The sequence below is a fragment of the Paenarthrobacter sp. TYUT067 genome, from assembly GCF_023656375.1.
In the GTDB taxonomy this organism is placed as follows: Bacteria; Actinomycetota; Actinomycetes; order Actinomycetales; family Micrococcaceae; genus Arthrobacter.
In genome coordinates this window covers 42,246-56,041 of the sequence record NZ_JAMOIT010000018.1, presented here as the reverse complement: position 1 = coordinate 56,041, position 13,796 = coordinate 42,246, and the positions used below count along the sequence as shown (strand labels likewise).

At 61.5% G+C, this 13,796-nt stretch carries 15 protein-coding genes; 7 read left to right on the top strand and 8 right to left on the bottom strand.

Annotated elements, in window-relative coordinates:
* Positions 1-9: 9 nt before the first annotated feature.
* Positions 10-849: a TIGR00730 family Rossman fold protein gene (locus MOD31_RS16355; RefSeq protein ID WP_187697133.1), complete on the bottom strand. Its 840-nt coding sequence runs from the start codon at positions 847-849 to the stop codon at positions 10-12.
* Positions 850-1,012: 163 nt separating this feature from the next.
* On the opposite strand from MOD31_RS16355, the gene MOD31_RS16350 reads away from it, so the two are divergent.
* The 4 genes from MOD31_RS16350 to MOD31_RS16335 all read left to right on the top strand — a co-directional run bounded on the left by MOD31_RS16350 (position 1,013) and on the right by MOD31_RS16335 (position 4,292).
* The gene (locus MOD31_RS16350) at positions 1,013-1,768 is read left to right on the top strand and encodes an amino acid ABC transporter ATP-binding protein (RefSeq protein WP_062072913.1); all 756 of its coding nucleotides are present in this window, start codon (positions 1,013-1,015) and stop codon (positions 1,766-1,768) included.
* 56 nt (positions 1,769-1,824) lie between these two features.
* Positions 1,825-2,703, top strand: a complete 879-nt coding sequence (locus MOD31_RS16345; RefSeq protein WP_142938481.1) for a glutamate ABC transporter substrate-binding protein — start codon at positions 1,825-1,827, stop codon at positions 2,701-2,703.
* Positions 2,704-2,796: 93 nt separating this feature from the next.
* A complete protein-coding gene (locus MOD31_RS16340) occupies positions 2,797-3,447 on the top strand; it encodes an amino acid ABC transporter permease (RefSeq protein ID WP_011775440.1) in 651 nt (216 codons plus the stop codon).
* Positions 3,444-4,292 carry an amino acid ABC transporter permease gene (locus tag MOD31_RS16335; RefSeq protein ID WP_142938480.1) on the top strand — a complete coding sequence of 283 codons (849 nt, stop codon included), beginning with the start codon at positions 3,444-3,446 and terminating at the stop codon, positions 4,290-4,292. Before MOD31_RS16340 ends, MOD31_RS16335 begins: the two co-directional genes overlap by 4 nt.
* 78 nt (positions 4,293-4,370) lie before the next feature.
* On the opposite strand, the gene dapE is transcribed toward MOD31_RS16335, so the two are convergent.
* Entirely contained in the window at positions 4,371-5,495 is a 1,125-nt protein-coding gene (dapE, locus tag MOD31_RS16330) for a succinyl-diaminopimelate desuccinylase (RefSeq protein ID WP_166840054.1), read from the bottom strand.
* A gap of 85 nt (positions 5,496-5,580) precedes the next feature.
* Here dapE and dapD point away from each other — a divergent pair, with 85 nt between their 5' ends.
* Both dapD and MOD31_RS16320 read left to right on the top strand, forming a co-directional pair.
* Entirely contained in the window at positions 5,581-6,606 is a 1,026-nt protein-coding gene (dapD, locus tag MOD31_RS16325) for a 2,3,4,5-tetrahydropyridine-2,6-dicarboxylate N-succinyltransferase (protein WP_142938478.1), read from the top strand.
* A gap of 13 nt (positions 6,607-6,619) precedes the next feature.
* Positions 6,620-7,462 (top strand): hypothetical protein, encoded by an 843-nt coding sequence (locus MOD31_RS16320; RefSeq protein WP_250821130.1) that lies wholly within the window; start codon positions 6,620-6,622, stop codon positions 7,460-7,462.
* Positions 7,463-7,525: 63 nt separating this feature from the next.
* Here the strand turns inward: MOD31_RS16320 and MOD31_RS16315 are convergent, their stop codons facing one another.
* On the bottom strand, positions 7,526-8,137 hold the full coding sequence (locus tag MOD31_RS16315; protein ID WP_250821129.1) for a hypothetical protein: 612 nt from the start codon (positions 8,135-8,137) through the stop codon (positions 7,526-7,528).
* A gap of 110 nt (positions 8,138-8,247) precedes the next feature.
* Positions 8,248-8,874: a TetR/AcrR family transcriptional regulator gene (locus MOD31_RS16310; protein ID WP_250821128.1), complete on the bottom strand. Its 627-nt coding sequence runs from the start codon at positions 8,872-8,874 to the stop codon at positions 8,248-8,250.
* A gap of 80 nt (positions 8,875-8,954) precedes the next feature.
* Here MOD31_RS16310 and galE point away from each other — a divergent pair, with 80 nt between their 5' ends.
* The gene (gene galE / locus MOD31_RS16305; RefSeq protein ID WP_166840046.1) at positions 8,955-9,995 is read left to right on the top strand and encodes a UDP-glucose 4-epimerase GalE; all 1,041 of its coding nucleotides are present in this window, start codon (positions 8,955-8,957) and stop codon (positions 9,993-9,995) included.
* Positions 9,996-10,029: 34 nt separating this feature from the next.
* Here galE and MOD31_RS16300 read toward each other — a convergent pair whose 3' ends face one another.
* From MOD31_RS16300 to MOD31_RS16285, 4 genes are all read right to left on the bottom strand, one after another.
* A complete protein-coding gene (locus MOD31_RS16300; protein WP_142938473.1) occupies positions 10,030-11,313 on the bottom strand; it encodes a citrate synthase in 1,284 nt (427 codons plus the stop codon).
* Positions 11,314-11,545: 232 nt separating this feature from the next.
* Positions 11,546-12,694 carry a succinyldiaminopimelate transaminase gene (gene dapC / locus MOD31_RS16295; RefSeq protein WP_284705463.1) on the bottom strand — a complete coding sequence of 383 codons (1,149 nt, stop codon included), beginning with the start codon at positions 12,692-12,694 and terminating at the stop codon, positions 11,546-11,548.
* 14 nt (positions 12,695-12,708) lie between these two features.
* Positions 12,709-13,035, bottom strand: a complete 327-nt coding sequence (gene fdxA / locus MOD31_RS16290; protein ID WP_017200392.1) for a ferredoxin — start codon at positions 13,033-13,035, stop codon at positions 12,709-12,711.
* Between the two features lie 319 nt (positions 13,036-13,354).
* Positions 13,355-13,786: a hypothetical protein gene (locus tag MOD31_RS16285; protein WP_166840044.1), complete on the bottom strand. Its 432-nt coding sequence runs from the start codon at positions 13,784-13,786 to the stop codon at positions 13,355-13,357.
* Positions 13,787-13,796: the final 10 nt, after the last annotated feature.

Sequence of the window (13,796 nt, the reverse complement as noted above, 5' to 3'; positions counted from 1 at the left end):
AACGAAGGTCTACTCCGGGCGCTGGTCTCCGTTGGGAGTCGGAGGCAACGGCGCGCCATGTAGGACGCGGTGCACGGCGTCGGCGGGGTCATCCACCAACTGGATCAGGTCAAGGTCCTTCTCCGAAACCATGCCCTCTGCCACCAAGGTCTCCCGGATCCACTCGATCATGGGACCCCAGAACCGCACTCCCAGAAGAACAATGGGGAAGGAGGTGACCTTACGTGTTTGCACCAGCACCATGGCTTCGAACAATTCATCGAGAGTCCCTAGTCCTCCGGGAAGCACCACGAAGCCTTGCGCGTACTTGACGAACATGGTTTTGCGGGCGAAGAAGTAGCGGAAATTGATGCCCAAATCCACCCATTGGTTGAGCCCTTGCTCGAAGGGAAGTTCGATGCCCAGGCCAACGGAAACCCCATTGCCCTCCACAGCGCCCTTATTGGCAGCTTCCATGGATCCCGGGCCACCGCCGGTAATCACGGCCACGCCGGCTTCAGCAAGCTTGCGGCCCACATCCACGGCCATCTCGTAGTACTCGGATCCGGGTTTGGTCCGCGCGGAGCCAAACACACTAACGGCAGGACCCAGATCAGCCAGGGCTCCGAAGCCCTCTACGAACTCACTCTGGATTCGCAGGACACGCCACGGATCGGTGTGGATGAACTGCCCGGCACCGCTGGTATCCAGCAAATGCTGGTCCGACATTCCCGTGTCAGCCTGTTTGCGCCGAAGCTCAAGGGAGCCTTTGTGCTTGGCGGGGGCGACCTCCGAAGGGAGGGGCACATGGGTGCCCGTGACGCGGCCGTTGGCATCCGGACGGGGAACGTGGTGCTGGCTCATGCTCATTGCCCAAGGCTAGCGCGGATGAAGGCGCGCTCCGTGGCAGCGACCCGCATCTTGCATTGCAGTCTGGTATATCGCTGTGGGGCAGGTTTCTGTTCAGTCACGATCTTCAGGAAGTTGCCGTGACCGTGGTCATATTTGCTTCTTTGTTCGCTAGATTCGTCGTATGACTACTCAAGCGTCCGGCGATGCCCTCGTCTCCCTGAACGGCGTCAATAAGCACTACGGTCAATTGCATGTCCTCAAAGACATCAACCTTCAGGTTAAGAAGGGTGAAGTGGTGGTGGTTATCGGACCATCCGGATCCGGTAAATCCACTCTCTGCCGTGCGATCAACCGCTTGGAAACCATCGACGACGGCGACATCGCCATCGACGGGAAGAAGCTTCCCGAAGAAGGCAAGGACCTCGCGCACCTGCGTGCCGACGTCGGCATGGTCTTCCAGTCCTTCAACCTGTTCGCCCACAAGACGATTCTTGAGAACGTCACGCTGGGTCCCATCAAGGTGAAGAAAGTGGCCAAGGGTACGGCCGACAAGGAAGCCATGGCCCTCCTGGAACGCGTAGGCGTTGGCCACCAAGCCCCGAAGCTTCCCGCCCAGCTCTCAGGCGGCCAGCAGCAACGTGTGGCCATTGCCCGCGCTCTTGCCATGAAGCCTAAGGTCATGCTGTTCGACGAACCTACGTCGGCACTGGACCCCGAGATGATCAACGAAGTGTTGGACGTCATGATCCAGCTGGCCAAGGAAGGCATGACCATGATCGTGGTCACCCACGAGATGGGCTTCGCCCGCAAGGCTGCCGACCGCGTGGTGTTCATGGCTGACGGCCAGATCGTCGAGGACGCCACCCCCGAGGAATTCTTCACCAACCCGAAGAGCACCCGCGCAAAGGACTTCTTGTCCAAGCTCTTGACCCACTAGCTCCTTACCGCCAGCACCCCCGGCCGTAAGGCGGCCACCCATATGAAAGGAACACCATGAAGTCTCTTATTACCCGGAGGAAGTCACTCCTGGTGGCCGCATCGGCTGCGCTTGCTCTCTCGCTGAGCGCTTGCGGCGGCGGCAGCACCACAACTACTCCCCCGGTTGCTTCGGCAAGCTTCGAAGCCGGCACCACCATGGAGAAGCTCAACAAGGCCGGGACCATCAAGATCGGAACCAAATTCGATCAGCCGTTGTTCGGCCAGAAGGGCCTTGATGGCAAGCCTGTCGGTTTCGACGTTGAAATGGGCAAGGCAATCGCCGCAAAACTGGGCATCGCCGCGGACAAGATCGAGTGGGTAGAGACGGTCTCCCAAAACCGCGAGTCGTTCATCGAGCAGGGTCGCGTGGACCTCGTTATCGCCACGTACACCATCAACGATGCCCGTAAGGAAAAGGTCTCCTTCGCCGGACCGTACTACGAAGCTGGCCAGGCTCTGCTGGTGAATAAGGACGACAACTCCATCACCAAGCCTGAAGATGTTGCCGGCAAGAAGGTCTGCTCCGTTACGGGTTCCACCCCGGCCAAGACCATCGCCGAGAAGTACAACGCAGAGGTAGTCCCCGCGGCCACCTACACCGCTTGCCTGGAACCGCTGCGCAACAAGCAGGTCGTCGCGGTCACCACTGACAACGTGATCCTTGCCGGCTATGTGGACAAGGAACCGGATGCTTTCAAGCTCGCCTCGGATGAAACCTTCACCAAGGAGCCTTACGGCATCGGTCTGAAGAAGGATGACACTGTCTTCCGCAACTGGATCAACGATCAGCTTGAGGGCTTCGCCAAGGACGATACCTACAAGAAGGCTTGGGAAGCCACAGCAGGCAAGGTCATCAAGACCGCACCTGAACTTCCTACGATCAACCGCTACTAGTCGGGACCCGTCAACTGCCGCCGCCCCCTCCGGGCGGCGGCAGTTGACGAATCCAGGACCCTGTTCCCTGATTAGCTGCAGCCAAAGGAAGCCATGGACGCCGTCATAGCAAGCCTCCCCGAATACTGGGACGGATTTCTCCGAACCCTGTATCTCTCCGTAATTTCAGGAATCATTGCCCTCATTGTCGGCACACTCCTGGCGGCCATGAGGGTTTCCCCCGTGGCAGCACTTCGCGGTTTCAGCATGTTCTATGTTGAAGTGGCGCGTAACACCCCGTTGACCATCATTTTCTTTTTCGCCGCCATTGTTTTGCCCCGATTGGGCGTCAAGTTCGAACAATTCGAAGTTGCTGCCATCATCGCGTTGAGCAGCTACACGGCCGCCTTCATCGCCGAAGCGGTCCGTTCCGGTGTCAACAGCGTGCCTGTGGGCCAGGCAGAAGCTGCCCGCAGCGTCGGCATGACCTTCACCCAGGTCCTCGGCTTCATCGTCCTCCCCCAAGCCGTGCGGACCGTCATACCCCCGTTGATCAACATCCTGATTGCCTTGGTCAAAAACTCCTCGGTGGCCGGCGCATTCTTCGTCCTGGAGCTTTTCGGTTACGGCCGGCAGCTCTCCAACGACTACGGCAACCAGGTCCTCTGGATCCTCCTCGGGGTGGCGTTCTTCTACCTCTTGATCACAGTTCCCTTGGGACTCCTGGCGCACTTTGTTGAACGAAAGGTGGCGATTGCCCGATGACATCGGTCCTTTACGACGTCCCCGGGCCCAAGGCCCGCCTCTATTCGCTCATCGGCTCTGCCGCCGGCGTTCTGATCATTCTTGGCATCCTGGCTATCGCTGTCATAACGCTGGCGCAGCAGGGTATCTTCGATGCCGACCGCTGGGAGATTTTCTACGGCCCCATGGCGCCGGACGTCTGGAACCTGATCGGCCAGGGCATCGTTTCCACCCTGACCGCTGCTGCCGTTGCAGCCGTGATCGCGTTCCCCCTGGGTATCGCGCTCTGCCTCCTGCGCATCTCCCTGATTCCCTGGGTCCGTATACCAACGCAGGTAGTGCTGGAGTTCCTCCGCGGCATGCCTGTGGTGCTCATGATGTTGTTCGTCCTGCTGGTTTTCGCCACGGGACAGTTCCAAGCCGTTGTTGTTGGCCTGGTTCTCTACAACGCCGCTATCTTCGCTGAAATTCTCCGTGCCGGCATCCAGTCCCTCCCCAAGGGACAACGCGAGGCTGGTTTGGCCATTGGCCTCCGCAGCTTCCAGTCACGGATGTCCATCGAATTCCCGCAGGCTGTGCGCCGCATGCTTCCCTCATTGGTTGCCCAGTTGGTGGTTCTGCTCAAGGACACCTCGCTGGGCTACATCGTCGGTTACGAGGAACTGCTCCGGAAGATCCAGATCATGGCCGACTTCCTGGGCCCGGACTTCCTGTTCCCGGCGTTCTTTGTGGGCGCGGCCATCTACATCCTGATCAACCTGACAGTGTCGCGGATTGCCATCTGGATTGAACGCCGCGGTTCCAAAAAAACCGCTGGCGGCACGGCCAAGGCGACCGCAGCCGGAGCGGTTCCCACCGCCAAGTAGTTCTCTGGCAAGCAAACGGCGGGTCCGGTTCCAATGGAACCGGACCCGCCGTTTTTGATTTCTTGAACGTGCTCGGGACTACGGCGCCAGCCACGTCCTCAGTGCACGGAGGCACTCACGGATGGCATCGGCGTCGACGTGCTCGTTGTCCTTGTGCGCCAGCAAAGGATCGCCGGGGCCGAAGTTCACCGCCGGGATGCCCAGTTCACTGAAACGCGCGACGTCGGTCCATCCGTATTTGGGTTTGGGCTCGGCACCCACTGCGGCGACGAAGGACGCGGCGGCGGGGTGACTAAGTCCGGGCCTCGCGCCGGCAGCAGCGTCTGTACGGACGACGTCGAATCCTTCCAGAAGCTCCCTGACGGTGGCCTCTGCCTGGTCCGGATTCTTGTCCGGAGCGAAACGGTAGTTGATCTCCACCACGCAGCGGTCCGGGATGACGTTCCCTGCCGTGCCCCCGTTGATTTTCACGGCGTTCAGGCTTTCGCGGTAATCCAGGCCGTCCACGTTGATGGTCTGTGGCTCGTAAGCGGCGAGCCGCGCCAGGATGGGTGCCGCGGCGTGGATCGCGTTGACGCCCATCCAGGCACGCGCAGAGTGGGCTGTTTCGCCGATAGTGGTGGCCTCGAAACGGCTGGTTCCGTTGCAACCACCTTCCACCGTGCCGTGGGTTGGCTCCAACAAGATTGCGAAGTCACCCTTCAGCAGATCTCCGTGGTTCCGAACCAACCTGCCGAGTCCGCTCTTGACCGCTTCCACCTCTTCATGGTCATAAAAGACGAAGGTGACGTCCTTGTCCGGCTGCCTACCGTCGTCGAACAGTGTTGCCGCAAGCGCCAGCTGCACCGCCACGCCGCCCTTCATGTCCGTGGTTCCACGGCCATACAGCACGCCTTCACCAGGAACGCCGGACTCCCAGGTGGCCGGAACTGTACCCAAGGAGCCCTCAACCGTGGGCAGGGGCACGGTGTCCAGGTGTCCGGCCAGGATGACACGCTCCGAGCGCCCGAGTTCGGTCCGTGCAATGATGGCGTCGCCGTCCCGGATCACGGTATAGGCAGGAATGGCGCGCAAAGCTGCCTCGACGGCGTCGGCGAGTTCGGTCTCGTTGCCGGAAACGCTGTTGAAGTCGATGATCGCAGCCGTCAGCAAGGCAACGTCCTGGCGCAGGTCAAGGAGGGCGGGGGCAGGGTTCAAAGTCACCCGTCCAGCCTAATGCCCGCAAATGCGACTTCTGTGGTGTGAGACAGGTTTTAACCGACCTCCGCCTGCTGGATAGACTTGGCGCATGACTGAAACTGCTTCCTCTGCTGTGCCCGCAACCGCGCCCGCCAACCCCCGATCGGCTTATGGCTTCGGCCTGGCCACCATCGCCACCTCGGCTTCCGGGGAAGCAACCGTGCTGGACGTCTGGTACCCGGCACCCGCACTTGGCGTTGCGGCCGAAACCCTCCGTGACGTTGAGAATGCCGACCCCGCGCTCACTGCACTGGCCAACGACGGCAAGGATGCCGCCCGCGGGACGGAGCAGAAAGTGGTCTTCGCGCAGATCGACCTCGACGCCGCCCCGGCAGACACTGCCGATGCTTACCTGCGTTTGCACCTCCTCTCCCACCGCCTGGTCAAACCGAACAGCATCAATCTGGACGGCGTCTTCGGCAAGCTGCCCAACGTGGTGTGGACCAACTTCGGCCCCGCCGCCGTTGACGGCTTCGAGTTGACCCGCGCACGCCTTCGCAAGCGCGGCAACGTTGTGGTGTACGGCGTGGATAAGTTCCCGCGGATGGTTGACTACGTGGTTCCCACGGGTGTGCGCATTGCCGACGCCGACCGCGTCCGCTTGGGTGCCCACCTCGCCGAGGGCACCACTGTGATGCACGAAGGCTTCGTGAACTTCAACGCCGGCACCCTGGGCACCTCCATGGTGGAAGGCCGCATCTCTGCTGGCGTTGTTGCCGGCGACGGTACAGACGTTGGCGGCGGAGCATCCATCATGGGCACGCTCTCCGGTGGCGGCAAGGAAAAGATCGCACTGGGCGAGCGCGTCCTGCTCGGTGCCAACTCCGGCGTAGGCATCAGCATTGGTGACGACTCCGTGGTGGAGGCCGGACTCTACGTCACCGCCGGTACCCGTGTCCGCGTTCCGGGCCCCAAAGACGAAAACGGCGAGGACACCACCAAGATCATCAAAGCCGTGGAACTCTCCGGCGTTCCCAACCTGCTCTTCCGCCGCAACTCCACCACCGGCGGCGTGGAAGTACTTCCCCGCAAGGGCCAAACGGTGGAGCTGAACGAGGCTCTCCACGCCAATTAGCAGGAGAGAATCAATGCGCCGGTTCCGCCGCGCCATAGTTGCGGTGCTGGCTTTGGCCCTCGTAGCAGGTGCCATTTACGCGATAGTTGCAGTGCTGCAGCGCTCCGAGACACTTGTCACGGAGCGCTGCCTCGCCATGGTCGGTCCCGAAAGCCACGAGCTCGCCACGGATCAGACAGCCAATGCTTCACTCATCTCCGCAATCTCCGTCCAGCGAGGGCTTCCACCACGGGCAGCAACCATTGCCCTGGCCACAGCCATGCAGGAATCCAGGCTGCGGAACATCAACTACGGCGATGACGCCGGCCCGGACTCCCGTGGACTGTTCCAGCAAAGGCCCTCGCAGGGATGGGGAACCGAAGAACAGGTCATGGACCCCGTCTACGCATCAAACGCGTTCTATGACGGCTTGGTGAAGGTCCCAGCCTACGAATCCATGGAAATCACGCAGGCAGCACAGGCTGTCCAACGTTCGGCGTTTCCTCGCGCTTACGCCCAACACGAAGGCATGGGCAGGGCCTTCGCTTCTGCTCTCACCGGGCACTCCGAGGCTGCCCTGCACTGCGAACTGCGCATGCCCGAGGCGGCTGGTGACCCTGCCGCCGTCGTTGATGAACTCACGACGGCGTTCGGCACCCAAGCGGCCACCGTACAGGGCCGCTCGGTGCAGCTGGACATCGATGGAACACTGGCCTGGGCTGTGGCCCATTGGGCAGTGGCCAACGCCAAGACGCTGTCCATTACCCAGGTGGACGTTGCTGGCCAGACGTGGAACCGGGAGAAACGGGACGGCTGGCAACCTTCTGCCGCCCCACCTGAGATGGTCACCATCACGGTCTCCGCCCCCGCCACCTGAGTTTTTGTACAGCTCCCGCCCTTATACGCGCGTCTTAAGGGCCGTATCTGTCCAAAAACTCGCTCAGGCGAGAATCTCCACCACAGGTTGGACGTAGCTGCGGAACACATCGGGCTCGGAGAGCAGCTGGTGGCTCATGATCATGGTGCTCGGTTCCAGATACCAGGCACGGGGTTCATTGAGCGGCAACTCAATAATGGTGAGTTCGAAGTCACGGGAACTGCGGCCAACTTCAAGAAGCCTGTCCTCCACCATTTCGCTCAGCACCTGTGTCATCCCGTTGGCTTCACGGGTGGCCTCAAGGTTGGCATACTCATCGATCCTGTCGGTGGCCCACCCCAAGGCAGAGCCAAAATGAGCTTGCAGAACGCGTTGAAGGGCCGGTGAGTTGCCAAAAGCCTTGAAGCTGGGCGGCGAGAGCTCCGGGGCCGGATGGGGATAGGACTTCACCAGACTCTCCCACCAAGCCTCCCACTCGGTCTTCAGTGCAGGGAGGCCACCCACATCAGAGGTGAGGTGTTTATGGTCTGCATGCCGGACTTTTGGTGTTGCGTGCGAGAGTATGGGTTTTCCGGCGCCATCAAGTCCGGCTACGTCGCGCAAGTACAGGGCGATGAGCATCGGCCCCGACGTATCCATAGTGATGCGCCATCCCGGGCCGCCTGACTCGTGCATGCGAATTCCTCCCTTTGGCAGGTCCCCGACACGTTCCAGTCTATTCCCGATGACTCCGCACGGTAATGGCGTCATCCGCCTCTTATGGGGCTCGGCCGACGCAATGACGCTTAGCGGCTGGATGGCGCGGCCCTGAGGGACCGCAGGTGAGCCGTGAGGACGTCGCTGCACATCTCTGCGGTCATCCACTCGGGCTGCAGCAATGCGTGCATGCACAAGCCGTCCATGGTGGCAAGGAGCCTCTCCGCTTCAGTCACAAGGGTTTGCCGGGCGTCAGCTTCACCGGGGTTAAGGATCAGGATGAGGCGACCGACGACGGCGGCCACGGTGCGGTGGCTGCGCTCGGCTTCAGCGGCCAGGACCGGCCTGATCCGGGCAGCCTGCCGGAACGCCATCCATACACAAGCGTCTACCGCCAGTTCCTCGTCCAACGGCAGGAACTGGCCGAGGAGGTATAGCACGGCGTCGTGTTGTTCGGCGCTGTCCGGCGACGCATCCTCGACCGATGCAAGTGCCGCTTCAAGGCGGCCTACGATGCGATCGATCACTGCCCCGAAGGAGAAGACCAAGAGCTCATCGCTGCTTGCGAAGTAGTGGCGCACCGAACCAACAGCCAGTTCTGCTTCGTCAGCCACTTCCCTCAGTGATGCCCGTTCCAAGCCATCGCTGGCAATGATCCGGAAGACGGCTTGGACAACTTCATGGCGCCGGGCTTCGGCATCAACAATTTTGGGCACTAATTGTTTTTAGCACGAACGTGCTTCAACACCGCTCAACAGAGAGCGGCGTGGCTCCAATTTCCGATAGCGTAGGAACCATGAAAATTCTTGTCACGGGTGGCACCGGCTACATCGGTTCCCACACCGTTTTGTCCCTCCAGGAAGCCGGCCACGACGTCGTTGTGCTCGACAACCTCGTGAACTCCAGCGAGGAATCCCTCCGCCGCGTTTCCGAGCTCACCGGCAAGACCGCCGCCTTCCACAAGGTTGACCTGGTAGATGAGCCCGCAGTTGAGGCGGTCTTCGACCAGCACCAGATCGACGCCGTGATCCACTTCGCCGGCCTGAAGGCCGTGGGCGAGTCCGTCCAGGAACCCCTGGCCTACTACTACAACAACATTGTGGGCACCCTTAACCTGCTCCGCGCCATGGACAAGCACAACGTCCGCTCCATCGTCTTCAGCTCCTCCGCCACGGTCTATGGTGAGCACAACCCCATCCCGTACATCGAGAAGATGGAAATCGGCGCCAACAACCCGTACGGCCGCACCAAAGAGCAGATCGAGGACATCCTCTCTGACCTTGGCAACGCGGACGACCGCTGGCATATCGCACTGCTGCGCTATTTCAACCCCGTGGGAGCACACCCGTCCGGCCGCATTGGCGAGGACCCCCAGGGCATCCCCAACAACCTTGTCCCCTTCATCGCGCAGGTAGCCGTGGGACGCCGCGAGAAGCTCATGGTCTTCGGCGGAGACTACGACACCCCCGATGGCACAGCCCAGCGCGACTACATCCACGTGGTTGACCTGGCCGATGGGCACGTAGCAGCCCTGAACTACATCGCTGAGCGTGCCGGCGTCCGCCGCTGGAACCTTGGCTCCGGCCGTGGCTCCTCCGTCCTGGAGGTCCTGCGGTCCTTCGAGAAGGCCGTGGGCCAGCCCATCCCCTACGAGATCACCGGCCGCCGGGCCGGCGATCTCCCCGCTTTCTGGGCGGACGCTTCCTCCGCCCTTGCAGACCTCGGTTGGTCCACCACCAAGACGGTGGACCAGATGTGCGAGGACCACTGGCGCTGGCAGAAGAACAACCCCTACGGCTACAACTCTGCTCAGCCTGCAGCGGCGAACAACGCCTAGTCTGCAAGCACCGCAACCAACGACGGCGGCCGTGTCAGTTGGCCGGGTAGTTGCGCTCCGGCTCCCCTGTGTAGAGCTGCCGCGGACGGCCGATCTTCGTCTGGGGATCGTTGATCATTTCGCGCCACTGGGCAATCCAGCCCGGGAGGCGTCCAATGGCGAACAGTACGGTGAACATCTTCTCCGGGAAGCCCATGGCCTTGTAGATGAGGCCGGTGTAGAAGTCGACGTTCGGGTACAGCTTGCGCTGGATGAAGTAGTCGTCAGCCAGGGCCTTCTCTTCCAAGCGCATGGCGATGTCCAGCAGTTCGTCGTTGCCGCCGAGCTTGCCCAGAACTTCGTGTGCCGTTGCCTTAATGATCTTGGCGCGGGGATCGTAGTTCTTGTAGACACGGTGTCCGAAGCCCATGAGGCGGACGCCGTCTTCCTTGTTCTTGACCTTCTCCATGTAGTCCTCGGGCTTGATGCCGTCGGCCTGGATCTGGCGGAGCATCTTCAGCACGGCCTCGTTGGCGCCACCGTGTGCGGGGCCGAAGAGGGCGTTGATGCCGGCGGACACCGACGCGAAGAGGTTGGCGTTGGACGAGCCCACAAGACGCACGGTGGACGTGGAACAGTTCTGCTCGTGGTCTGCGTGCAGGATGAGCAGGAGGTCCAGTGCCTTGACCACTACCGGATCCATTTCGTACTGCTCGGCCGGAAGGCCGAAGCTCAGGCGCAGGAAGTTCTCCACCAGGTTCATGGAATTATCCGGGTAGAGCATCGGCTGGCCGATGGACTTCTTGTGCGCGTAGGCAGCAATGACCGGCAACTTGGCCATCAGGCGGATGGTGGAAACTTCCACGTGCTCCGCGTTGAAGGGATCCAGCGAGTCCTGGTAGAACGTGGACAGCGCAGAAACAGCCGAGGAAAGCACCGGCATGGGGTGGGCGTCACGCGGGAACCCGCCGAAGAAGCCCTTGAGCTCTTCGTGCAGGAGCGTGTGGCGACGGATCTTCTGATCAAACTCTTCCAGCTCCGTGGGAGTGGGAAGGTTGCCGTAGATCAGCAGGTAGGAAACCTCGAGGAAGCTCGAGTGCTGCGCGAGCTGCTCAATGGGGTAACCGCGGTAGCGCAGGACACCTGCGTCGCCGTCGATGTAGGTGATGGCCGAGGTGGTGGCCGCTGTGTTCATGAAGCCGGGGTCATAGGCAACGGCGCCCGTCTGCTTCAGCAGCTTGGAAACGTCGTAGCCTTCGTTTCCTTCTACAACCTTGATGCGCGGCAGTTCGAGTTCGCCGCCGGCATGGCGCAGTGTCGCGCTGGTGGTCTCAGTCATGGAGTCCCCTTCATGAGGCCTCAGGGCCTCTATCGAACGCTTGTCCAACCACCTTCTGGTGTCGCCGCCTTCGGCCCTACTGTTGCAGGGCTCCAACGGCCGAAGTGCTTTCTTAGAGAAGGCCACCATTGATAGTCAGTTAAAAAGCTACCGCCAGTAACCCTGCGGAACTAATCCGTACCGTCCGGTTACTGGCGGAATGACGCTATAAGTGGCGCAAGTCACAGCATTGTTATGAGGCTGTGGCAAGCCGTTCAACTGCGGCATCGATTCGTTCGTCACTGCCGGTGAGGGCCACCCGGATGAATCCGTTACCGGCGTCTCCATAGAACACGCCCGGGCCCACCACAATGCCGAGGTCAGCGAATCGAGCCACGGTGTCCCACGTGGCTTCTCCGGCCGTGGACCACAGATAGAGCCCGGCCTTGGATTCGTGGATGGTCAGCCCGAACTTCTCCAGCGCAGGCACAATCCTCTCGCGGCGTCCGCGGTACAGATCCTTTTGGGCCAGCACGTGGCTGGCATCGCCCAGTGCAACGCGCATGGCTTCCTGCACGGGGTAGGGAACAATCATGCCCGCATGCTTACGGCTGTTCACCAGGTTGGCCATAATGGCCGAATCCCCGGCAACGAAGGCTGCCCTGTATCCGGCAAGGTTGGATTGCTTGCTCAGCGAGTACACGCACAGCAGGCCGTCCGTGGAGCCGCCGGTGACGCGGGGATCCAGGATGCTGGGCACAGCTTCTCCCCCGCGTTGGGCATCCCATACGCCCCAACCCAGCTCGGCGTAGCATTCATCCGAAGCCACCACCGCGCCGAGCTCGCGGGCCTGGCCCACGATCCGCTGCAGTGACTTAACATCACGGACGCTACCTGTGGGATTGCCGGGCGAGTTGATCCAGATCAAACGAACCTTCGCGCGGGTGGCTGCATCAAGTTCGTCGAGGTCATCCGCAGCAACCGCCGTGGCACCTGCAAGTGAGGCGCCGATATCGTACGTCGGGTAGGCAACGGTAGGCCTAACAACAACATCGCCGGCGCTCAAACCGAGCAGGAACGGCAACCAGGCCACGAGCTCCTTGGAGCCGACGGTTGGCATGACGTCCTTGGGGTCCAGCCCCGGCACACCGCGGCGGCTGGCGAACCAGTCCACTACGGCTTGGCGCAGGGCCTCGGTGCCGTGCACCGTGGGGTAGCCATGGGCGTCCGAGGCCGCAGCAAGGGCCTCACGGATGAGTCCGGGAGTGGGGTCCACCGGCGTGCCGATGGAAAGATTCACTGCGCCACCGGGGTGTTTAGCGGCTGTGGCAACATACGGCGCCATAGCCTCCCACGGGTAGTCAGGCAGGTTCAGGCCGAAAGCCGGCGCCGCGGAAATCAAGGAAACAACCGCCCTTAGTGGTCTTGGTTCTGCGGGGGCAGTGCAGCGATATACGGGTGGTCCTTGCCCGTGTTTCCGATCTTGGCGGCTCCGCCAGGGGAACCCAGGTCATCAAAGAACTCAACGTTGGCCTTGTAGTAGTCGGCCCATTCTTCCGGGGTGTCATCCTCGTAGTAAATGGCCTCAACAGGGCACACAGGTTCACAAGCACCACAGTCGACACATTCATCGGGGTGGATATAGAGGGAACGCTCACCTTCGTAAATGCAGTCGACAGGGCACTCTTCAATACATGCCTTGTCCTTGACATCCACACACGGCTGCGCGATTACGTACGTCACGTCCCAGACCTCTCCACGGTTTGTCCCGGCGATGGCCGGGGTAACACTGCCGGCATCATGCCGGGCACTCAACTTCCGAGCCTATTATCCAACAGTGCGCTAACGCCAACCTAGCCCGCGTCTTAGTATGAAACGGTGACTCCCCCGAATGTGCCGCCCCAACAGTTCCTCCTCAACGCAGAGCCAGGAATCCGGGTAGTGGTCCGGTACAGGATCGAGGACGGTTTGACGGACGCACTCGGCTATCTGGTAGGAACCACCGAAGGCGCCTGTACAGTCCGGACCCGCACGTCCGACGTCGACATTCCGCTGGCAATGGTTATCGCCGCGAAAGAGGTTCCACCTCCGCCGCCGCGCCGGCAATCCGTGCGCGCCGCGTCCGACTGACGGGCAGCCGACTGATGACCACAAGCATGATTAACGTCACTCCGCCGATGCCGAAAACCCAGACGTTCCCCACGGCGTCGCCCGGAATCAACTGCTTGGCCGGACCGGCTGAGGACAGGATTCCGACGACGGCGTAGCTCACCACGCCTGCCACCGCCGCCGGTACCACCGAGCGGCACCAGGCAGCGAGCCACAACTGTACGGACGCCACGAGCAGCAGAGCTGCGGCCACGCCCCATGGGAGCTCAACGCCGGACCACAGTACGGTCTGCCGATGGAGCGCTGTTCCGGCGAGGGCAACAAAAAGAGCCGCCGGCACGGCCGCAGCAATGCTGCGTGCCATACCGGCGGCTCTCTTCTTCATTCAGCTGTTC

What these genes read in the sequence shown, in the direction of transcription:
- MOD31_RS16320 (WP_250821130.1), top strand. Translation starts at nt 6,620, where the DNA reads ATGCGCCGGTTCCGCCGCGCCATAGTTGCGGTGCTGGCTTTGGCCCTC.
- MOD31_RS16350 (WP_062072913.1), top strand. Translation starts at nt 1,013, where the DNA reads ATGACTACTCAAGCGTCCGGCGATGCCCTCGTCTCCCTGAACGGCGTC.
- MOD31_RS16335 (WP_142938480.1), top strand. Translation starts at nt 3,444, where the DNA reads ATGACATCGGTCCTTTACGACGTCCCCGGGCCCAAGGCCCGCCTCTAT.
- MOD31_RS16345 (WP_142938481.1), top strand. Translation starts at nt 1,825, where the DNA reads ATGAAGTCTCTTATTACCCGGAGGAAGTCACTCCTGGTGGCCGCATCG.
- MOD31_RS16355 (WP_187697133.1), bottom strand. Translation starts at nt 849, where the DNA reads ATGAGCATGAGCCAGCACCACGTTCCCCGTCCGGATGCCAACGGCCGC.
- dapD (WP_142938478.1), top strand. Translation starts at nt 5,581, where the DNA reads ATGACTGAAACTGCTTCCTCTGCTGTGCCCGCAACCGCGCCCGCCAAC.
- MOD31_RS16315 (WP_250821129.1), bottom strand. Translation starts at nt 8,137, where the DNA reads ATGCACGAGTCAGGCGGCCCGGGATGGCGCATCACTATGGATACGTCG.
- MOD31_RS16285 (WP_166840044.1), bottom strand. Translation starts at nt 13,786, where the DNA reads ATGAAGAAGAGAGCCGCCGGTATGGCACGCAGCATTGCTGCGGCCGTG.
- MOD31_RS16340 (WP_011775440.1), top strand. Translation starts at nt 2,797, where the DNA reads ATGGACGCCGTCATAGCAAGCCTCCCCGAATACTGGGACGGATTTCTC.
- MOD31_RS16300 (WP_142938473.1), bottom strand. Translation starts at nt 11,313, where the DNA reads ATGACTGAGACCACCAGCGCGACACTGCGCCATGCCGGCGGCGAACTC.
- galE (WP_166840046.1), top strand. Translation starts at nt 8,955, where the DNA reads ATGAAAATTCTTGTCACGGGTGGCACCGGCTACATCGGTTCCCACACC.